Origin of the sequence: Allomesorhizobium aridi (assembly GCF_043769475.1) — a bacterium.
Lineage (GTDB): Bacteria > Pseudomonadota > Alphaproteobacteria > Rhizobiales > Rhizobiaceae > Allomesorhizobium.
This window is the reverse complement of record NZ_CP171729.1, coordinates 4,694,507-4,713,636: the sequence shown is the minus strand read 5'-3', so window position 1 is coordinate 4,713,636 and position 19,130 is coordinate 4,694,507. Positions and strand designations below refer to the sequence as shown.

General features: G+C 64.7%; 25 protein-coding genes and 1 tRNA gene. 17 read left to right on the top strand and 9 right to left on the bottom strand.

Features of this window, described 5'->3' with window-relative positions:
* Positions 1 to 267 precede the first annotated feature (267 nt).
* Both ACG873_RS25335 and ACG873_RS25330 read right to left on the bottom strand, forming a co-directional pair.
* Positions 268 to 344 (bottom strand) — tRNA-Arg (locus ACG873_RS25335).
* Positions 345 to 471: 127 nt separating this feature from the next.
* Positions 472 to 1,299 carry a D-alanyl-D-alanine carboxypeptidase family protein gene (locus ACG873_RS25330; protein ID WP_394888535.1) on the bottom strand — a complete coding sequence of 276 codons (828 nt, stop codon included), beginning with the start codon at positions 1,297 to 1,299 and terminating at the stop codon, positions 472 to 474.
* 225 nt (positions 1,300 to 1,524) lie between these two features.
* Between ACG873_RS25330 and ACG873_RS25325 the strand changes: the two genes are divergently transcribed.
* The 3 genes from ACG873_RS25325 (at position 1,525) to ACG873_RS25315 (ending at position 4,431) form a co-directional block, all read left to right on the top strand.
* Positions 1,525 to 3,276, top strand: coding sequence for a methyl-accepting chemotaxis protein (locus ACG873_RS25325; protein WP_394888534.1), 1,752 nt, complete (start codon positions 1,525 to 1,527; stop codon positions 3,274 to 3,276).
* 40 nt (positions 3,277 to 3,316) lie between these two features.
* Positions 3,317 to 3,925 (top strand): nucleoside triphosphate hydrolase, encoded by a 609-nt coding sequence (locus ACG873_RS25320; protein WP_394888533.1) that lies wholly within the window; start codon positions 3,317 to 3,319, stop codon positions 3,923 to 3,925.
* 80 nt (positions 3,926 to 4,005) lie between these two features.
* Positions 4,006 to 4,431, top strand: a complete 426-nt coding sequence (locus ACG873_RS25315; protein WP_394888532.1) for a hypothetical protein — start codon at positions 4,006 to 4,008, stop codon at positions 4,429 to 4,431.
* Between the two features lie 10 nt (positions 4,432 to 4,441).
* Here the strand turns inward: ACG873_RS25315 and ACG873_RS25310 are convergent, their stop codons facing one another.
* The 3 genes from ACG873_RS25310 to ACG873_RS25300 all read right to left on the bottom strand — a co-directional run bounded on the left by ACG873_RS25310 (position 4,442) and on the right by ACG873_RS25300 (position 6,745).
* The gene (locus ACG873_RS25310; protein WP_394888531.1) at positions 4,442 to 5,146 is read right to left on the bottom strand and encodes a glutathione S-transferase N-terminal domain-containing protein; all 705 of its coding nucleotides are present in this window, start codon (positions 5,144 to 5,146) and stop codon (positions 4,442 to 4,444) included.
* 131 nt (positions 5,147 to 5,277) lie between these two features.
* A complete protein-coding gene (locus tag ACG873_RS25305) occupies positions 5,278 to 6,489 on the bottom strand; it encodes a beta-ketoacyl-[acyl-carrier-protein] synthase family protein (protein ID WP_394888530.1) in 1,212 nt (403 codons plus the stop codon).
* Position 6,490: 1 nt separating this feature from the next.
* Positions 6,491 to 6,745, bottom strand: a complete 255-nt coding sequence (locus ACG873_RS25300) for an acyl carrier protein (RefSeq protein WP_394888529.1) — start codon at positions 6,743 to 6,745, stop codon at positions 6,491 to 6,493.
* 205 nt (positions 6,746 to 6,950) lie between these two features.
* On the opposite strand from ACG873_RS25300, the gene ACG873_RS25295 reads away from it, so the two are divergent.
* Genes ACG873_RS25295 through ACG873_RS25275 form a run of 5 tightly spaced genes read left to right on the top strand, consistent with a single transcriptional unit; the run spans position 6,951 to position 9,313 of the window.
* Entirely contained in the window at positions 6,951 to 7,790 is an 840-nt protein-coding gene (locus tag ACG873_RS25295) for an urease accessory protein UreD (RefSeq protein ID WP_394888528.1), read from the top strand.
* A gap of 15 nt (positions 7,791 to 7,805) precedes the next feature.
* Positions 7,806 to 8,108 (top strand): urease subunit gamma, encoded by a 303-nt coding sequence (locus tag ACG873_RS25290; protein WP_008834299.1) that lies wholly within the window; start codon positions 7,806 to 7,808, stop codon positions 8,106 to 8,108.
* A 10-nt stretch (positions 8,109 to 8,118) separates the two neighbouring features.
* Positions 8,119 to 8,376, top strand: a complete 258-nt coding sequence (locus tag ACG873_RS25285) for a DUF1272 domain-containing protein (RefSeq protein ID WP_394888527.1) — start codon at positions 8,119 to 8,121, stop codon at positions 8,374 to 8,376.
* Between the two features lie 43 nt (positions 8,377 to 8,419).
* Positions 8,420 to 8,998: a HupE/UreJ family protein gene (locus ACG873_RS25280; protein WP_394888526.1), complete on the top strand. Its 579-nt coding sequence runs from the start codon at positions 8,420 to 8,422 to the stop codon at positions 8,996 to 8,998.
* 9 nt (positions 8,999 to 9,007) lie between these two features.
* A complete protein-coding gene (locus ACG873_RS25275) occupies positions 9,008 to 9,313 on the top strand; it encodes an urease subunit beta (protein ID WP_394888525.1) in 306 nt (101 codons plus the stop codon).
* A 26-nt stretch (positions 9,314 to 9,339) separates the two neighbouring features.
* On the opposite strand, the gene ACG873_RS25270 is transcribed toward ACG873_RS25275, so the two are convergent.
* Entirely contained in the window at positions 9,340 to 9,846 is a 507-nt protein-coding gene (locus ACG873_RS25270) for a hypothetical protein (protein WP_394888524.1), read from the bottom strand.
* A gap of 183 nt (positions 9,847 to 10,029) precedes the next feature.
* Positions 10,030 to 10,404, bottom strand: a complete 375-nt coding sequence (locus tag ACG873_RS25265; RefSeq protein WP_394888523.1) for a hypothetical protein — start codon at positions 10,402 to 10,404, stop codon at positions 10,030 to 10,032.
* Between the two features lie 176 nt (positions 10,405 to 10,580).
* Between ACG873_RS25265 and ureC the strand changes: the two genes are divergently transcribed.
* The 8 genes from ureC (at position 10,581) to ACG873_RS25225 (ending at position 16,617) form a co-directional block, all read left to right on the top strand.
* Positions 10,581 to 12,293: an urease subunit alpha gene (ureC, locus tag ACG873_RS25260; RefSeq protein WP_394893692.1), complete on the top strand. Its 1,713-nt coding sequence runs from the start codon at positions 10,581 to 10,583 to the stop codon at positions 12,291 to 12,293.
* Positions 12,294 to 12,411: 118 nt separating this feature from the next.
* The gene (locus tag ACG873_RS25255; protein ID WP_394888522.1) at positions 12,412 to 12,912 is read left to right on the top strand and encodes a DUF29 domain-containing protein; all 501 of its coding nucleotides are present in this window, start codon (positions 12,412 to 12,414) and stop codon (positions 12,910 to 12,912) included.
* Positions 12,905 to 13,522, top strand: coding sequence for a glutathione S-transferase family protein (locus tag ACG873_RS25250; RefSeq protein ID WP_394888521.1), 618 nt, complete (start codon positions 12,905 to 12,907; stop codon positions 13,520 to 13,522). The genes ACG873_RS25255 and ACG873_RS25250 overlap by 8 nt, the downstream gene beginning before the upstream one ends.
* Positions 13,522 to 14,049, top strand: coding sequence for an urease accessory protein UreE (locus ACG873_RS25245; protein WP_394888520.1), 528 nt, complete (start codon positions 13,522 to 13,524; stop codon positions 14,047 to 14,049). Before ACG873_RS25250 ends, ACG873_RS25245 begins: the two co-directional genes overlap by 1 nt.
* Positions 14,030 to 14,713 (top strand): urease accessory protein UreF, encoded by a 684-nt coding sequence (locus ACG873_RS25240; RefSeq protein ID WP_394893690.1) that lies wholly within the window; start codon positions 14,030 to 14,032, stop codon positions 14,711 to 14,713. Before ACG873_RS25245 ends, ACG873_RS25240 begins: the two co-directional genes overlap by 20 nt.
* Complete coding sequence (locus ACG873_RS25235) at positions 14,710 to 15,102, top strand: DUF3995 domain-containing protein (RefSeq protein ID WP_394888519.1); 393 nt, start codon at positions 14,710 to 14,712, stop codon at positions 15,100 to 15,102. Before ACG873_RS25240 ends, ACG873_RS25235 begins: the two co-directional genes overlap by 4 nt.
* A gap of 42 nt (positions 15,103 to 15,144) precedes the next feature.
* Positions 15,145 to 15,783, top strand: a complete 639-nt coding sequence (ureG, locus tag ACG873_RS25230) for an urease accessory protein UreG (RefSeq protein WP_394888518.1) — start codon at positions 15,145 to 15,147, stop codon at positions 15,781 to 15,783.
* A gap of 69 nt (positions 15,784 to 15,852) precedes the next feature.
* Entirely contained in the window at positions 15,853 to 16,617 is a 765-nt protein-coding gene (locus tag ACG873_RS25225; RefSeq protein ID WP_394888517.1) for a class II aldolase and adducin N-terminal domain-containing protein, read from the top strand.
* Between the two features lie 38 nt (positions 16,618 to 16,655).
* Here the strand turns inward: ACG873_RS25225 and ACG873_RS25220 are convergent, their stop codons facing one another.
* Positions 16,656 to 17,291: an HAD family hydrolase gene (locus ACG873_RS25220; protein WP_394888516.1), complete on the bottom strand. Its 636-nt coding sequence runs from the start codon at positions 17,289 to 17,291 to the stop codon at positions 16,656 to 16,658.
* 275 nt (positions 17,292 to 17,566) lie between these two features.
* Here ACG873_RS25220 and ACG873_RS25215 point away from each other — a divergent pair, with 275 nt between their 5' ends.
* Complete coding sequence (locus ACG873_RS25215; protein WP_394888515.1) at positions 17,567 to 18,523, top strand: sugar-binding transcriptional regulator; 957 nt, start codon at positions 17,567 to 17,569, stop codon at positions 18,521 to 18,523.
* A 30-nt stretch (positions 18,524 to 18,553) separates the two neighbouring features.
* Here ACG873_RS25215 and ACG873_RS25210 read toward each other — a convergent pair whose 3' ends face one another.
* Positions 18,554 to 19,042: a CAP domain-containing protein gene (locus tag ACG873_RS25210; protein WP_394888514.1), complete on the bottom strand. Its 489-nt coding sequence runs from the start codon at positions 19,040 to 19,042 to the stop codon at positions 18,554 to 18,556.
* Between the last annotated feature and the right edge of the window lie 88 nt (positions 19,043 to 19,130).

The following is a 19,130-nucleotide window of genomic DNA, read 5'->3' as shown; positions in this document are numbered from 1 at the left end:
TCAATCGCGACCGATATCGCACTGCCGGGATACGTTAGACAATGTTTCGGTCATTTTTGAGCGTTGCCCTCGTGGGCAACGCTCAACCTTCATTTTGATGCTCACCCGCCGGAAAGTGGCGTTTCGCACACTGTTTCACCGAAAGTCCGCGGAATGTGGCGACATGGTTCTGTTTAAATTCGGGTTCCTAGCGCTTACGCCGCTCAGCCCTGAAGGACCTCAGGTAAGCAAAGTGTATGGCTAACTAGTTGATACGCAATGAGAAATTGGCGCACCCGACAGGATCTGAACCTGTGACCTCTGCCTTCGGAGGGCAGCGCTCTATCCAGCTGAGCTACGGGTGCCGGGCCAAAACTGGAACCTTGTGCTCCAGCCATACTGCCGGTTCGAACGGACCGGACGCCGCTTCATAGCTGATGCGCCGCGCCGCTTCAACGGCCAAACGCGCACCGCTTATTTTCGGATCATGTCCTAGACTCCCGGCTTGGCGGCCGGAAGATACCTGGCGATGAGTTCCTGCACATGGGCGTTGCGGCTTTTTGCGCTGTCGCCGCCCATGACGACGACCACCAGCCCGCGGCCGCTGCGGTTGACCGAGGTGACGATGTTGTAGCCGGAGGCGCGGATGTATCCGGTCTTGATACCGTCGACGCCGTCGACGCCGCCGATGAGATCGTTGTGGCCGCGGATGGTGCGGCCGTTATAGCTGAAGCTCGTGCTCGCGAAATAGGCGTACTGCGCCGGAAAGCGCCGGCGCAGCATCATGCCGAGCAGCGCCATGTCGCGCGCGGTGGTCCGCTGCAGCTCGTCGGGCAGCCCCGACGCGTTGCGGAAGGTTGTGTCCCGCATGCCGAGCTGCCTGGCCTTGGCGGTCATCATCTGCGCGAATTGCTCTTCGGTGCCGCCGAGGAACTCCGCCACGGCCACCGCCACGTCGTTGGCCGACTTCACGCAAAGCGCCCGTATCGCCATATCGACGTCGATCGCCTGGCCGCGCTTGAAGCCGATCTTGCTCGGCGGCCGCGCCCGCGCGTAATCGGAAACGGGAATGAGCGTGGTGCGCGAGACGCGGCCTGCCTCGATGGCCTCGAAGAGCATGTAGAGCGTCATCATCTTGGTCAGCGACGCCGGATAGCGCAGCTGATCGGCATTGGTGGAGAACAGCACCGCGCCGCTGCCGGCGTCGACGACCATCGATGCATATTTCAGCGAGGTCGGCGTTGCGGGCGGCGCTACTTCGAGAGTGCCCGTCGTCGAGCATGCGGCAAGCAGCCCAAGCACCAGGATTGTGATTGCCATCCGCCGAAACGGCGAGGCGAGAAGGTGGAATGTGGTACGCAATGATGGCAACCCGTTCGGACGATGGCGACCCGTCATCGCGCGATCCCCCGCGACGCAGCTGCCGGCGAATTTAGACCAAGATGTTTCTTTCTGGAAGCGGCTACGTTCAAGGCTGGGCGTTCTTCCCACGGTTGGGTTTCGCGGATAGTGTCGGCGCACATGAGGCGGCCGGGGGGTGGCGAGATGTCTGGCAGTGTCGATCTGGGCGGAGCGGGTCAGTCGCTGCTGCGCGCTTCGCTGAGCCGCACCGGCAAATGGGCGGGCGGCCTCGGCGTGGTTGGTGGGTTCGTCGCCGACATCCTCAGTCCGCTCGCGCCCTTCGCCGCATATATCGCGCTCGCCGGCGCCGTTACGGCGGCGGTTCTGGCGGCGGCGATTGCATTCCGGCTGGTCCTGGCCGCCACGGCGCTGCCGGCTCTGGTGTTTGCGTCCACGACGGCTGCGCTGGCCGGCGGCCTGTTTGCCCTGCAGCAGGCGAGCGACGCCGAGGACGGCGTGCTTGCCGGCCTCGTTCCGGCCATCGCCGGCCTGCAGCAGACGATGGGCATCGTCGCCTCGAAAGTGGAAAAGATAGAGCAGACGGTGACCGAAACCTCGAAACAGGTCGAGGAGGTCCGGCAGACCGCGCAAGAGGTCCAGCAGACCGCTGAAAAGGTGGAGCGGAAGACGGACGAGATCGCGGCGAACCAAAAGAAGCAGCAGGAACAGGCGGAGAAGCTGCAGGCCGCCACCGAACAGATCGCCGTGTCGATCGAAACCATCGCCGACGGCTTCGAGGTCCTGGCAGCGCAGGGCGGCGTGATCGCCGATCCCAAACGTCCCGACGAATTCTACCACAATGCGCGCGTGCACGAGCTTTCCGGCGACATGCTCAATGCCCGGCGTTCCTATCTGGCCTTCGCCGGTTTCGGCGTCGACGCTGTCGACCCCTACATCCGCTTCGCCACGCTGCTTCGGGTGCAGGAGGGCAAGGCCGGCGCGCGCGAGGTGCTCGGCGCTCTCGGCGGCGCAAACAAAACGCTGGCACTCCAGCTCGTCCATGCCCTGCAATTCGAGGACGCCCAGCGCACCGAACGGCTCAACGCCTTCATCGCGGCCAATCCGGAATATCCGCCGGCCTATTTCGTGCTGTCGGAGGAGTTCTCCGAGGACCGTCTCGGCGTCCAGACGCTCGCCGACAAGCGCAGCGAAGCCGAGGCTCTGGCGAGGTTCACGGCGTATGAAAAGGACGGCGGCCTGTTGCGCCATTTCGTCGACCACACGCTTCTCGCCGACTGGCTGGAGCGCTCGCGCCGCCGGCTTGCGGCCCTTGGCGACGTTCTCGATCCGGAGCGCTTCATGCCCCGGCTGACACCGATGCGCTCCAACCAGGAGTGGATGATAACCGTTTCGCTGCCCGAACCGGCCACCGGAATCTCTTGGCGGCTGGGCGGCGAGGGCGCGTTCACCGAGACCGGATTCCTGGCGCTGAACGACCAGACCACGGGCAAGCCGATGCCCAATCCGGGCTTCGTCGTGCCGGACAGGACGGCGGCAGACGTCATCTCGATCAAATATCTCGACCTACGCGGCCGCGAGACCGGTCCGTTCGAAATCCGTTTTGACCCGCAGGCGGCGCTGTCGGAAGGCAGCAAGCAGATCCTCGACCAGTTCTGGACGTCGTGGATCGCGTTCGATTCCGGCGGCAACGCCGGCGTCGTCTATTTCACCCACATGCTCTCCTACCGCTGCGCCATCAAGGGGGTCCGCTACAGCTTCAACAGCGCAAGTCTCGACAAGACCATAGAAATGCCGCCCTGCGACGAGAAGGATCCCTATGCGATCCCCTACGACTACCAGCCCTATTTCAAGGTCGGCGAGGACGTGACCTCGATGTCGGTGCAGGTCACCTATTCCGACGGAACCCAGTCGCCGGTGCGCGAATTCAAGCGCTGACGGGAACGCCGGGAAACAGATCGGGAATGAAGGGACGCCGATGTCCGAAATAGCACACATCGTGGCCACCATTTTCAAGCGTGCCGGCGGCGAGCGGCGCTTCATCGTGGCCATTGCCGGACCGCCCGGCTCCGGCAAGTCGACGCTGTCGTCGCAGTTGCACGACCTGCTCCCCGAAGGTTCGGCCGCCGTCGTTCCCATGGACGGGTTCCATTTCGACGACCGGATTCTGGAAAGCCGAGGGTTGCGCGCACGCAAGGGCGCGCCCGAGACGTTCGACTATGCGGGCTTCGAGGCGTTGCTGAAGCGCATCCGGGCGGCCGAGCCGGACATCGCCATTCCCGTGTTCGACCGCACGATGGAGCTGTCGCGGGCGGCAGCCGCGATCATCCCGGCCGATGTTAAGTTCATCCTCGTCGAGGGCAACTACCTCGTGCTGGACGAACCGCCATGGTCGGGCCTGGCGCCGCTCTTCGACTTCACCCTGTTCATCGACGTGCCGCGACCGGAACTCGAGCGCCGCCTGATGCAGCGCTGGCACGAGCACGGGAAATCCGACGAGGAGGCGCGCGCCTGGGTCGCGTCGAACGACATGCCCAATGTCGACAAGGTGCTCGGCCGGCGCAGGCAGGCTGACCTGGTGATCTGAGCGCCGGACCGCCGCTCGGAACCGAATCTGGACCCGCACATTGTTTCCATGCGGCGATTCCGCCGCGCGGAGGCAGGAACATGGCAGAAAAGAAGGCATCCTCGAAATCGGATGCGGCGAAAAAGTCCGCGGCCAAGCCGAGCAAGGCGCTGGGTGCGAAGACCGGCGCTGGCGAGGCTGTAGCGCAGCGCTCCAAGGACGCGAAGAAGGCAAAGCCGGCCAGCAAGACCTCGCCGGCTTCAGCAGCGTCCAAGAAGACCGCATCCACAGCGAAATCCGGAGCGTCCTCGCCGAAGAGCGGAGCGCCGAGTGCGGCCAAGACCAAGGGCGCAGCCAAGAGCAAGGCCGCCCCCGCGGCCTCAAGGACGAAGGTATCGTCCGGCGAGCCTTCGATCGCGAAGAAAGTGATCCGCAAGGTCAGGTCAACGGCCGAAGGCGCGGTTTCCCTTGCCGCTTCGGTACTCGGCAAGGACGGCGACAAGAAACCCCGGACGAAGCGCGGCTGAACGTCCCCTCCTATCCGCGGGGCGGGATCTCCAGCCCCCTTTGCACGGCCGGGCGAGCCAGCACGCGGTCCAGCCAGGCGAGCACGTTGGGGAAGTCCTTGACGCCGACAAGTTCGCCGGCGTCGTAGAACCCGATCAGGTTGCGCACCCAGCCGACATGCGAGGTGTCGGCGATTGTGTAGTCGCCGTCCATCAGCCACTCCCTGCCGGTCAGCCGTGTTTCGAGCACGCCGAGCAGACGTTTCGATTCGTCGACGTAGCGGGTAAGCGGCCGCTTGTCGGCGATTTCCTTGCCAGCGAATTTATAGAAGAACCCGACCTGGCCGAACATCGGTCCGATCGCCGCCATCTGGAAGAACACCCACTGGATGGTCTCGTAGCGCAGGATCGGATCGGAAGGCAGGAGCTTGCCGGTCTTTTCGGCGAGGTAGAGCAGGATGGCGCCGGACTCGAACAAGGCCAGCGGTTGCCCTCCCGGCCCGTCCGGATCGACGATCGCCGGGATCTTTCCATTGGGATTGAGTGCCAGGAATTCCGGCGTCCAGCTCTCGTTCTTGGTGATGTTGACGGCATGCGCCTCGTAGGGAAGCCCCAGTTCTTCCAGCATGATCGACACTTTCACGCCGTTTGGTGTCGGGAAGGAATAGAGTTGCAGCCTGTCGGGGTGCTTTGCGGGCCAGCGTGTTGCGATCGGAAACGCGGAAAGATCGGTCATTGCGGGATCCTCGGGTAGATTTTTGGCGGGGGATGGCCACTGGAAGGTCTGCTGCAATTAGGCAGGCAGAACCTTCTCGGCAAGAGCAGGAAAGCGCTCTCGCACAGCAAATGCTCGCTAGAGCAAGTTGCTCACATTGCCCTGAACGCCACCACCGCATTGGTGCCGCCGAACGCAAAACCGTTGCTGATCGCGGTACGCACGGAACGCGCCTTGGCCACGTTCGGCGTAACGTCGAGGTCGCAATCGGCATCGCGCTCGCGGTAGTTCGCCGTCGGCGGCACGACGCCCTCGCGGATAGCCATCACGCAGGCGATCATCTCGAGCGAGCCCGACGCGCCCATGCAATGCGCGTGCATGGATTTGGTCGAGGATACGGACAGCCGGTCGGCATGGGCCCCGAACACGCGCCGGATCGCTGCCGTCTCGATCTGGTCGTTGGCCTTGGTGCCGGTGCCGTGAGCGTTGATGTAGTCGATTTCCTCGGGCGCCAAGCCGGCATCGGCCAGGCAGGCGCGCATTGCAGAGGCGGGCCCCTCCACCGTCGGCGCGACGATATCGGTCGCGTCTCCCGACATGCCGGCCCCGGCGAATTCGGCAAGGATGGGCGCGCCGCGCGCCATCGCATGCTCCCAGGTTTCGAGAACCGCCATGCCGGCGCCTTCGCCGATGACCAGCCCGTCGCGGTCGGCCGAGAACGGCCGGCAGGTTTCACGCGCCAGCGCGCGCAGCGCCTCCCAGCCCTTCAGCACGCCATAGACCAGCGGCGCGTCGGTTCCGCCCGCGATCATCACGTCCGCGCGGCCGAGGCGCAGTTGGTCGGCCGCGCTTGCAAACGCATGGTTGGAGGAGGCGCAGGCCGAGGTAACACCGAAGACCGGGCCGCGCAGGCCATAGACCATGCTGACCTGCCCGGCCGGCGCGCCCGGCATGATCTTGGGTACCGTGAAGATCGCCGCGCGGGGCTTTCCCTCCAGCAGCACGGCGCGATAATTCTCCTCGGCGGTCATCGCGCCGTATATGCCGGTGCCGACGACCGCGCCGATGCGCGTGGTGTTTGCCTCGTCGACAGTGAGGCGGGCATTGCGGATCGCCTCGCCGGCCGCCAGCGCGGCCAGCAGGCTGAACCGGTCCATGGTCACGGTCCGCTTGTGGTCGAGAGTATTTTCGGGAAGATTCTTGATCTCCGCGCCGATACGCACTTTCAGTTCGTGCAGCGGAGCCGTGGTGATAGCGCCTATGCCCGGTCGCCCGGCGCGCATCGAATCCCAGATTTCAGGTGCGCTCACGCCGAGCGAACACAGCCCGCCGATGCCGGTGATGACAATGCGCTGGCGCTGCATGTCAGGCTTGTTTTGCGATCAGGCCGCGCACGGCCTCGACCATGTCGCCGACATTCTTAAGGGTGCTCCAGGCTTCCACCGTGTTCATCTCGATCTCGATGCCGTAGGCTTCTTCAAGATCGAAGATGATCTCGGTCAGTTCGAGCGAGTGTATGCCGAGTTCCGTCAGTTCCGTCTTGAGCGTTATTTCCCCGCCGTCCGGTTCGGCGTGCGCCTTGATCTTGTCGATGATCTCCTGAGCGAGATGGTCAGCCATTGCGCCTTTCCAAGATTCTGCGTTTCCCCTGCCGATGCCGGATCGTCTTTTATGCCTGAATGGTCCGGCTTCCGGCTTTTTCACACGCCACAAGAAGGATGGCACGTAACCTGCTCTCTCTATAGAAACCGAATGGCATCGAAGCAACAAGCGATATCTCGACAACGCTGCGCGAACGCCTGAAGCTTGGACGAGGAAGTTGCAAATGCCGCTGAAAGCAAAGCATCCGGGCGATATTTCCCTTGAACGGGTGGCTGCCACGGGCCGGCTTTCCGTGAGCCGGCTTAACGGCCGGACCCGCCTGGCGCGGCTATACCAGGACGGCGCAGCGAAGATCCGCATGCCGTCCACGCCGGGTGAGGGACTGGAGGCGGTGCTCATCAACACCGCGGGCGGGCTGACCGGCGGCGACCGCATTTCCTGGGAGGTCGATGTCGGCCAGGACGCCTCCTGTACGGTCACTACGCAGGCGTCCGAGAAGGTCTATCGCGCCCTTTCCGGCCGGGCCGAGCTTTCGGCGAGAATATCGGTCGCCGGCGGCGGGCGCATCGCCTGGCTGCCGCAGGAAACCATCGTCTTCGACCGCGCTGCCTTCTCGCGCCGCCTCGATGTCGACCTGGCCGCGGACGCCGAGGCGCTTCTCGTCGAAGCGACGGTTTTCGGCCGCCTCGCCATGGGCGAACGCGTAGTGCGAGGCGAGTTCCGCGACCGCTGGCGCGTCGCATGCGACGGCCGGCTGGTCCATGCCGAAGACTTCGCCGTCGGGCCCGAGATTGCCGACGGCCTGAACCGGCGGGCGGTAAGCGGCGGGGCGATAGCGATCGCCACCGTGCTGCTCATTTCGCCCGAGGCCGCCGGCCGGATCGAAGCCGTCCGCGAAATCGTCGGCGAGAAAGGCGGCGTCAGCGCCTGGACGGTCGAAAAATCTGGCAAGCTTCTTGCGAGGCTCTACGATGACGACGGCTATGCGCTCCGCAAGCGGCTGACGCCGCTTGTGGAAATGCTCAACGGGCAGGCAGGACTGCCCAAAACTTGGTCACTTTAGGAATTTGGCGAACGCATGAACCTGACGCCCCGTGAAAAGGACAAGCTGCTTGTGGCCATGGCCGCGATCGTCGCGCGCAAGCGGCTCGAACGCGGCGTCAAGCTCAACCATCCGGAAGCCATAGCGCTGATCACGGATTTCGTTGTCGAGGGCGCACGCGACGGGCGCAGCGTGGCCGAACTCATGGAAGCCGGCGCGCATGTCGTTACCAGGGCGGATGTCATGGAAGGCATCGCCGAGATGATCCACGACGTGCAGGTCGAGGCGACGTTCCCGGACGGTACCAAGCTGGTCACCGTGCACGAACCGATAAGGTGAGGGATCGCACATGCTAGAACTCCGCCCGAACTGCGAATGCTGCGACAAGGATCTCGCGCCCGATGCGACGGATGCGATGATCTGCACCTTCGAGTGCACTTTCTGCGCCGCCTGCGCCGAAGGCGTGCTGGGCGGCATCTGCCCCAATTGCGGCGGCGATTTCACGCGCCGGCCGGTGCGCCCGGCGGCGATGCTCCAAAAATACCCGGCTTCGGCCAAGCGCGTCCTGAAGGCCGGAGGCTGCGGCCCGGCCAGCAGGGTCGCGTGACGAGCCGGCGGTCACGAAAAAAATCCCCAGGAGGACATCAAGAGTGCTCAAGAAATCGGTCTGGACCATCATAGCTCTCGCCGCCACCGCCACGCCGGCGCTCGCGCATCTCGACCCCGCCGACCACGGCTCTCTGATGGCCGGCCTGTCGCACCCGCTGTTCGGACCGGACCATGTGCTGGCGATGGTGGCGGTCGGCCTGTGGGCGGCGCTGCTCGGCGGCCGCGCGCTTTGGCTAGTGCCGCTGGGCTTCGTCGGCGCGATGGCTTTGGGCTTCGGCGCAGCCCTTCTGGGCGCGCCGCTGTCATTCGTGGAGCCGGTGGTCCTCGCCTCGGTCGTGGTCGTCGGCCTCCTCGCGGCGACGGCGCTCAACGTTCCGGCAGCCATGGCGATGGTTCTGGTCGGCTTCTTCGCCTTCTTCCACGGCCACGCCCATGGCGGCGAGCTTGGCTCGGCGGGCGCAATGGCGTTCGGCGTCGGCTTTGCCCTGGCCACTGCGTTGCTGCACGCGACCGGCATTGGTATGGAGCGCCTGTTCGGAGGCGAAGCCGGCCGGCTTGCTGCGCGAATAGCGGGCGGCGCGGCGGCAGCCGGCGGCCTGTGGCTCGCGATCGCCGGCTGAGGGCGCGCGATGATCCCGGGCGAAATCATCACGGCTGAAGGCGCGATCGAACTGAACGAGGGCCTGCCGAAGGTGACGCTAAAAGTCGCCAACACCGGCGATCGTCCGGTTCAGGTCGGCAGTCATTACCATTTCTTCGAAACCAACGACGCGCTGAAATTCGACCGGGAAGCGGCCCGCGGCATGCGGCTCGACATCGCGGCCGGAACCGCCGTGCGCTTCGAGCCGGGACAGGAGCGCGACGTGACCCTGGTGCCGCTCGGCGGCAAGCGCGAGGTCTACGGCTTTCAGCAGAAGATCATGGGAAAGCTGTAATTATGCTGGGGGCGGCAGCGCGAGCCTCAGTTCGCCGGCTTGGCGGCGGCGTAGATGACGACGCCGTTGGCGTCGTTGAATTCGACGGCGAGCACGTCGCGAAGCAGGATCTGCCGCGAATCGATCGCGTGATAGAGCATGGCGTTGCCCTCGAGTTCCTGCCGGAGTTCGGCGATCTCTTCCTCGTGCTCCTTGATCTTGGCTTCGATTTCCGGCGGCGGCCCGCCCTCAGTCACGGCGGCGTCCGACAGGAACACGATATCGACCTTGTCGAGTTTGGAAGTCTTGCGGATGGTGGCGATGCTTTCGGGCGTCTTTTCGATGGCCGCTACGACCTTGGCGACATCGGCCGTCGCCCGCGATTCCTCTTCCTCGACCTCCGTGCCGATGATCGTGTCGATCGCCTCGGGGCTTTCCAGCCCCTGCGCCATCAGCGCCGTCTGCGGCGCGGATGCCGCCAGGAAAGCCGCGGCCGCGGCGGCATGCAGCCATTTGCTGTCGGGCGTCATGGTGATCGTCATCATTCGTTCCATGGGGTTGCTGCGGCGCCTGCCTGCCGGCCGGCCAAAGAAACACAACGGCGGTTCCCCTGCCGAGGTTCCCGCCCTGCGGCCGTTTGTCAGGCGCAGTGCGCCGACGCCGGACTCGCGGTCGAGATCGGCGCCGGCTGGCAGGGCACGGTCGGGTGGGTGGCCGGCCATGCCCCGCTCAAGCCGTCAGCCGGACTTTTTGGTGACCAGCGTCAGCGCGCCCTCGGGGCTCATGCTGGCGGCGATGACCTGCGCCGAGGTCACGCCCTTGGCCTCCAGCGCCGCCTTGATCTCCGGATTGGCGTCGATCGTGCTGCGCAGTTGCTGAAGGTCGGCGTCGCCGCGCTGCGCCACCACGTCGTTGACCTGCTTCTGCGTGGCCTCGGGCAGTTCGGTCATGTCGACGACGTTGACGCTGCGGATCGTCGGGGCGGCGGCAGGAGCTTCGGGCGCGGTCGCCGGAGCCTGGGCCGGAGGTTGGGTAGCCGGCGCTTGCTGCGCGTTGGCCGCCACCGCGAAAGCGAGCGTGGCGCCCGCTGCCAGAATCGTGATCATGCGCATGGATTTATCCTTCTATCGATTTGCAGGCGATCATCTTGGGGCATCGTCGCCACCCCACACGCCGAATGGGGTCAGAAGCTGCCGCCCATCGGGTGGTTCCGTGGTTATTTCGTGTCGGAAATGTGGAGCGCGGCGCGGTCGCCGGCGCTCGGCCGGCCCCTGTTCGAGAGGTGTTCCTGATGGCCCGCATTTCCCGCGCCGCCTATGCCCAGATGTTCGGCCCGACCACGGGCGACAAGATCAGGCTCGCTGATACCGAGCTTTTCGTCGAGGTCGAGCGCGACTTCACCGTCTACGGCGAGGAGGTGAAATTCGGCGGCGGCAAGGTCATCCGCGACGGCATGGGCCAGAGCCAGGTCTCCCGCGCGCAGGGCGCGGTCGACACGGTTATCACCAACGCCCTTGTGGTTGACGCCGCCGGCATCTTCAAGGCCGATATCGGGCTGCGGGATGGGCGCATCGCCGCGATCGGCAAGGCCGGCAATCCCGACACGCAGGCCGGCGTCACCATCGTTATTGGGCCGGGCACCGAGATCATCGGCGGCGAAGGCCGCATCCTGACGGCCGGCGGCTTCGACGCGCATATCCATTTCATCTGCCCGCAGCAGATCGAGGAGGCGCTGATGTCGGGCATCACCACCATGCTCGGCGGCGGTACCGGCCCGGCGCACGGCACGCTCGCCACCACCTGCACGCCGGGGCCGTGGCATATCGCGCGCATGATCCAGTCATTCGATGCCTTCCCGATGAATATCGGCCTGTCGGGCAAGGGCAATGCGTCGCTGCCGGCAGCGCTCGAGGAAATGGTGCTGGGCGGCGCCTGCTCGCTCAAGCTGCACGAGGATTGGGGCACCACGCCCGCGGCAATAGACTGCTGCCTCTCCGTCGCCGACGAGTACGACGTGCAGGTGATGATCCACACCGACACGCTGAACGAATCCGGCTTCGTCGAGAGCACGGTTGCGGCGATCAAGGGCCGCACCATTCACGCCTTCCACACCGAAGGCGCAGGGGGCGGCCATGCGCCGGACATCATCAAGGTCTGCGGCCTTGAGAACGTCATACCGTCCTCGACCAATCCGACGCGGCCCTACACGCAAAACACCATCGCCGAACATCTCGACATGCTGATGGTCTGCCATCATTTGTCGCCGTCGATCCCGGAAGACATCGCCTTCGCCGAAAGCCGCATCCGCAAGGAGACGATCGCGGCGGAAGACATCCTGCACGACATCGGCGCCTTCTCGATCATCTCGTCGGACAGCCAGGCCATGGGCCGGGTCGGCGAGGTGGCGATCCGCACCTGGCAGACCGCAGACAAGATGAAGCGGCAGCGCGGACGCCTGCCCGAGGAAACCGGCGACAACGACAATTTCCGCGTCCGCCGCTACATCGCCAAATACACCATCAACCCGGCCATCGCCCACGGCCTATCGCGGGAGATCGGCTCGATCGAGATCGGCAAGCGCGCAGACCTCGTACTGTGGAATCCCGCCTTCTTCGGCGTCAAGCCTGACATGGTCATCATAGGCGGCATGATCGCTGCCGCTCCGATGGGAGATCCCAACGCCTCGATCCCAACGCCGCAGCCGGTTCACTACCGGCCAATGTTCGGCGCCTACGGCAAAGCCATGACCAATTCGTCGGTCACCTTCGTATCTAAGGCTGCGCTGGAAGGCGGCCTGCGGGGGAGGCTCGGCGTCGATAAGGAGATGGTCGCGGTGGAAAACACGCGCGGCGGCATCGGCAAGCGCTCCATGGTGCTCAATGACGCGACGCCGCATATCGAAGTCGACCCGGAAACCTATGAGGTCCGCGCCGACGGCGAGCTTCTGACCTGCGCGCCGGCGACCGTGCTGCCGATGGCGCAGCGGTATTTTCTGTTTTGATGGTCTTCATAACCGTGCACGGTTCGTCAAATGTGGGTGCACTTGGATTTCTAGCAACCGGGCGGCGGGCCGGCTGCATTCTCGCCATCACTTGGACTTTTTGTTCGAAGGGAGCAATATGTTCCATATGAACAGGATTTTTAGACATTCCCATTTGACGCCCTACGAGGCCGACTACGCCCAGTGGTGCGCCGAACAGGGCGCGCTACTGCGCGAAGGTCGGCTGTCCGATCTCGATCGTGAGAATCTTGCCGAGGAGATCGAGAGCTTGGGGCGGAGTGACAAGAGGGAGATCGAAAGCAGATTAAAAGTGCTGCTGGTTCATCTGCTGAAACTGCAGTTCCAGGCGAAGCAGGTAAAGGAGGGCTGGAGGTCGACCGTCGTGGAACAGCGCAGGCGGATTCGAAAGTTGATCAAGGAAAGTCCAAGCCTCAGATCATATCCAATGCAGGTTTTGGCCGAGGAATATGAATACGCCCGTAGCGATGCGGCAGGCGAAACGGGTCTGCCTGCACGCGTCTTTCCCGAGAACTGTCCCTACGATATCGATGATATTCTCGACCTGGACTTTTATCCCCAAGCTGTAGGTTCAGCCGGCGGGCAATCCGATCTTGCTTGAGACGCCCATGTACCAGGCCGTCGGCTCCCGCGGTTCGCGCGTCTCCCGTGTCCTCTGGATGCTGGACGAACTCGAACAGCCTTACGAATTCGTCGAGGTTGAGCGGCGCTCGCCCGAAGCCTATGCGCTGAACCCGTCCGGCAAGGTGCCGATCCTGATTGACGGCGGCCTGCAGGTGACGGACTCCGCCGCGATCTGCGTCTATCTCGCCGACAAGCACGCCGAAAAGGGCATGGGCGCCAGCCCCGGCCTCGCCGGCCGCGCGGAAATGGATTCGTGGATGCATTTCGCGCAGTCGGAGTTCGAGGCGCCGCTGTGGAACAAGCTGCGCCATCGTTTCATCCTGCCGCCGGAACTGCGCGTCGACGTCGGCCCGGCGGCGGCCCATGACTTCGCCTCCGAGGTGAGGGTGCTGGAACGTCGTCTCGGCGACCGCAAGTTCGCCTTGGGCGATCGCTTCAGCGCGGTCGACGTGCTTCTGGGCGACATCGGCGCCTGGGCGCGCGGCGGCAGGTTCAGGATCGAATCGGATGCGGTCAACGCATATCTCGACCGCGTTCTTTCGCGCCCCGCTCGGGCGCGCTCGCAGGCCAATGGCGGATCCTTCTGATGCAACGTGCCGCTTCGTTCATCCGCGCCGCCGTCATCCTCGGCGATCAAAACCGGCCGCTACCGTTCGATCTCGCGGTGCTTACCAGCGAGCAGCGCCACCTTCGCCGCAAGGCCATTGAACTGGTCCACGGCGGCAAGGTGCTGGTCGATCTGCCAGAGGCGGCGGTCCTCGACCACCAGGATGTGCTGGTCCTCGACGACGGCCGCCATGTCGAGATCATCGCCGCGGAGGAGGAACTCTACGACATCCGCGCCGCCGGCCCGGTGCAACTCGCCGAACTCGCCTGGCACATCGGCAACCGCCATCTCGCCGCGCAGATCGAGGAGCGCCGCATCCTGATCCTGCCGGACCCGGTCATCAGGACCATGCTCGAAGGGCTTGGCGCAACCGTCACCGATACGGTCGAGATCTTCACGCCCGTGCGCGGCGCGTACTCGGGCGGGAGCCACGGTCACGGCCATCATGACCACGGCCATGCAGATCCGGCCTCCGATCGCCATTCACATGCGCATCCGCATGACTGAGCCGCGGAATGGAACGGCGCTGCTGCGCTTGATGACCTGGCTCTCGCCGGCCTTCCCGGTCGGCGGCTTCGCCTACAGCCACGGGCTGGAGCGCGCGGTCCATGACGGGCTGGTTTCCGACAGGGCGGAATTGCAGGCTTGGCTGGCCGCGCTTCTCGAAATCGGGTCCGGCTGGAATGACGCCGTGCTTTTTGCCGAGGCCTGGCGGCGGGCGCGCGACGGCGGCGATCTTGCGGATTTGGCAGAACTTGCGGAAGCGCTGGCCGGCTCGGCCGAGCGTCATGCCGAGACAATGCTGCAGGGCGCGGCATTCCTTGCGGCCGCCGCAGGCTGGCCGAACCCGGTGTTGCTCGTTCTGCCTACATCCTGCCCCTATTGCGTCGCGGTGGGCGCGGTCTCCGGCGGCCACGAAATCCTGCTCGAAGACGCATTGGCTGCCTGGCTGCAGGCGTTTTCCTCAAACCTGGTCCAGGCGGCGATCAGGTTGGGAGTCACCGGCCAGGACGGCGCCACACGGACGGTGGCCGCGCTCGAGCCGCTGGTCCTTGAAACCGCCAGCCGGGCGGCCGGGTCGACGCTCGACGATCTCGGCTCGGCGACGTTCATGTCCGATGTCGTGGCGATGAAACACGAAACGCAATATTCGAGGCTGTTCCGATCATGAACCTTCTTGCGTCGGTATCGGCTGCCACGATGTTCCTGCTTGCGGCGTTGCACGCCTATTGGGGGTTCGGCGGCGTCTGGCCGGGCACGGACGCGATATCTTGCGCGCGCACAGTCGGCGGTTTTCCGGGAGCGACAAGAATGGCGCGACCATCCGCCTGCTTCGCTGTCGCGGTTGCGTTGGCCACTGCTGCTCTGATTGCACTGGTGCAAGGCGGGTTGGTGCAATTCGAGAGCCTCGGTCCCCTGCCGGCTTTGGCTGCTGGCGGAGCGGCTTTCGTATTTACCGGGCGCGGCATTGCCGGTTTTACGCCCGCCTGGCGGCGGCTTACGCCAGAACAGCCCTTTGCAAAATTGGATGTCCATTTTATTCGCCGCTCTGCCTGTTGATCGGCGCAGCGTTCACAATCCTCGCCGTTACGGACTTGTATCATGACTTCTGAACATGGACCCCTGCGAGTCGGCATTGGCGGGCCGGTCGGCTCGGGCAAGACGACGCTGACAGAAAAGCTCTGCAAGGCGATGCGCGACGAGTTTTCGATCGCGGTCGTCACCAACGACATCTACACGCGCGAAGACGCCATGATGCTGGCAAGGCTGCAGGCTCTGCCGGAGGAGCGCATCGTCGGCGTCGAGACCGGCGGCTGCCCGCACACGGCCATCCGCGAGGACGCCTCGATCAACCTCCAGGCGATCGCCGGCCTGAACCGCAAGTTCCCCGATCTCGACGTGATCTTCATCGAATCCGGGGGCGACAATCTTGCAGCGACCTTCTCGCCGGACCTTGCCGACCTATCCCTCTATGTGATCTCGGTCTGCCAGGGCGGCGACATACCGCGCAAGGGCGGCCCCGCCATCACCCGCTCCGACTTCTTGGTCATCAACAAGAGCGACCTCGCGCCCTATGTGAACGTCGACCTCGAGGCGATGGAGGAGGACGCCCGCCGCATGCGCGGCAAGCGGCCGTTCGGCTTCACCGACCTCTCGCGCGGCAAGGGGCTGCGGGAGGTGGTCGATTTCATCGTAGAGAATGGCGGGCTGCGGCTGGGCCAAGGCCGCAAAACCGCCTGACATCAGGCCATATGCGGTTGCCGCTGGCAATCGGGCGCGGCATCATCCACGGGCACGAGGAAAAACGCCATGACTGTCGCCCGCCTGCACGAACCCCGCACCAATCTCCCGTTCCACGAGGAGCGCGTCGATCTTGCCTGCGCCTTCCGCTGGACGGCCAGGCTGAACATGCACGAGGCGGTGGCCAACCATTTTTCGCTGGCCGTGAACGATAACGGCTCACAATTCCTGATGAACCCTAACCAGGTGCATTTCTCGCGCATCAAGGCGAGCGATCTTCTCCTGATCGACGCCAACGATCCCGAAACGATGAGCGGGCCGAACGCGCCCGATCCGACCGCCTGGGGCCTGCACGGCGCGGTCCACCGCAACTGCCGCCATGCGCGCTGTGTCATGCATGTCCATTCCATCCACGCGACGGTGCTGGCATCGCTGGCCGATTCTCGGCTTCCGCCGATCGACCAGAATTCGGCGATGTTCTTCAACCGCCATGTCGTCGACGGTCACTATGGCGGGCTCGCCTTCGAGGAAGAAGGCGAGCGCTGCTCGAAGCTGCTCGCCGATCCCAGGGTCAAGGTGATGGTCATGGGCAATCACGGCGTGATGGTGATCGGCAAGAACGTCGCCGACGCCTTCAACCAGCTCTATTATTTCGAGCGCGCCTGTGAAACCTACATCAAGGCGCTATGGACCGGACGCCCTCTGCGCGTTCTGCCCGACGAGATCGCCGAAAAAGCGGCCAGCGAAATGGACGATTATCCCGGCCAGGCCGAGCGGCATCTGTCGGAGCTGAAGGCGATCCTCGACGAGCAGGAGCCCGCCTACCGCAATTGATCCTCTCTCCAGGCCGGCAACGCGGATCGCGAATTCGGTCAATCCAGTTCCAGATACGTCCGCAGCGCCTCGAGGCTGCCCATGTGAACAGAGCCATCGGGCCCTGTCATCGTCTGCTGCGGCCAGAACAGGGTCTGCATGCCGGCGGCGACGCCCGCCGTGGCGCCTGTCGGGCTGTCTTCGATCACGCAGCTTTCCGCCGGCTCCACGCCGGTCAGATAGGCGGCGCGCATGAAGGGCTCAGGGTCGGGCTTGCCGGCGCGCACATCGTTGCGGGTCACGGTCTTGATGCCCGGCGCATCGATCCCGATCATGCGCAGATTGACCTCGACGATCAGCCGGTCGGAATTCGACACCACGGCCTGCGCCACGCCGGCTGCCTTCAGGTCGCGGAATACCTCTATCGCGCCCGGGCGCGGCTTTAGCTGCGCGGCATGCTCCATGTAGTAGACATATTTGCGCAGGATCCAGTCGTCGAAAGGCAGGTCCAGGCCGAACTCCTCGCGCATCATCTCGTAGACCGGGCGCGCCGCGATCCCGACCACGCGGTTGTGCAGATTGGCCGGCGGCGTGATGCCCCGGCTCTTCAGCACGGCGATCAGCGCCTGCTCGTGCAGCGGCTCGCTGTCGATCAGCGTGCCGTCCATGTCCCAGTAGACTGCCTTGGGCTTCATGCGGGGCTCCCTTCAGGGAAAGTTTCATAGAAGGTTTGCTCCAGGAGATAAACCGGGATGTCGACTCAGGATGGTCGCGGCGGTGGGCTGAACGCCCCCGATGGCAATATCTGGTAGATGTCGACCTCGGTGTATGAAGCGAACAAATGCTCTCGTGATTGACAATTGCGCGCAAGCCCGTTCCCTGCGAATATGACATCGGTTGGGTCAGGGCTTTGTTCCCGTGCTTTCGGAGCATGGAATCGGCTGACCTTTTCGATTCGGGGCGCGGCTGCATGAATTTCCGGCAGGAGACCGTCACAACCAGGCTTGATGAAGCGGCGCGCGCCGGCTGGCTCTATTATGTTGCGGGCAACACGCAGGACCAGATCGCGGCGAAGCTCGGCGTCTCGCGCCAGACCGCGCAGCGGCTGGTCTCGCTCGCGGTTTCGGAAGGGCTGATCAAGGTCCGTGTCGACCATCCCATAGCCAATTGCCTGGACCTCGCGGCGAAACTCAAGGTGCGTTTCGCGCTCGACCTAGTCGAGGTGGCGCCGAGCGACCCGGCCTCGAACTCGACGACGCTCGGCATCGCCGAGGCCGCGGCGGCCGAGATCGAGCGGCGGCTGCGCTCGGTCGAGCCGATCGTCATGGCGATCGGCACCGGGCGCACGCTGAAGGCGGCGATCGAACAGCTGCCGGCGATGGAGTGCCCGCAGCACAAGGTCGTTTCGCTGACCGGCAACATTTCGCCGGACGGTTCGGCGGCCTTCTACAACGTCATCTTCACCATGGCCGACAAGATCAAGGCGCGCTCGTTTCCGATGCCGCTGCCGGCCATCGCCTCCTCGCCGGAGGAGCGCAAGATGCTACACAGCCAACCGCTGATCCAGCCGACCCTGGCGCTCGCCGCCGAGGCCGACGTGACCTTTGTCGGCATCGGCGATCTCGGCCCGAAGGCGCCGCTCTACGAGGACGGCTTCATCACCGAGGCCGAGCTGAAGGCGCTGCAGAAAGCCGGCGCGGTGGGTGAGATCGTCGGCTGGGCGTTCGACCGCGAAGGCAAGCTGATCGAGGGCATCACCAACGACCGCGTCGCCTCCGCGCCGCTGCCGTCGCGCGAAAAGTCGCTGGTGGTCGCACTGGCGATGGGCGAGCGCAAGGTCGCCGGCATCCTGGCCGCCGCGACCAGGCGGCTGGTCAACGGCCTGATCACCGACGAACGCACCGCCGCCGCGCTGCTTGCGGCCTAGGTTGCGCGAGATTCAGATGAGCCGGGAAAACTACCTGCCGACGACCAGCGCCCAGTATTTGCGGCCGTCCGCCTCGCCGGCATAGGCAAGGCCGAAGCGGTTGAAGCGCGGGTCGAGCATGTTTTTGCGGTGGCCGGAAGAGTCCATCCACATGGAAAACAGCCGGTCCATGTCCATGCGGCCCTGGGCGATGTTTTCCGCCGCGGGGGCGTCGACGCCGTTCTTTTTCATGCGCCGACCGAAATCCTTGCCCCAGCCGGTGGTGTGCTCCATGCGGCCCGACCGCGCCATAAAGGCGGCCTGCTGCAGGGCGGCCTGCTCCAGCTTCGCGTCGTAGGCGAGCGGCGGCAGGCCGTGCGAGGTGCGTATCTCGGTGAGATAGGAAACGCCGGAAGACGATGCGCCGCCAGTTTCGCCGACGGACCCGCCGGTCTGGCAGGCGGCGAGAGCGAGCGAGGCGCAAAGCGCCGCCACAGGAGCAAGACGCCGCCCAACGGCGGGAGAGTGAGAATCCGGCATGAACGTCCCCGGTTGTTATCGATCAGGAGCATTTTCGGCCCAAACCGCTAATGCCGGGTTTCCGGAATAACGTTCATTGTGGCATTTG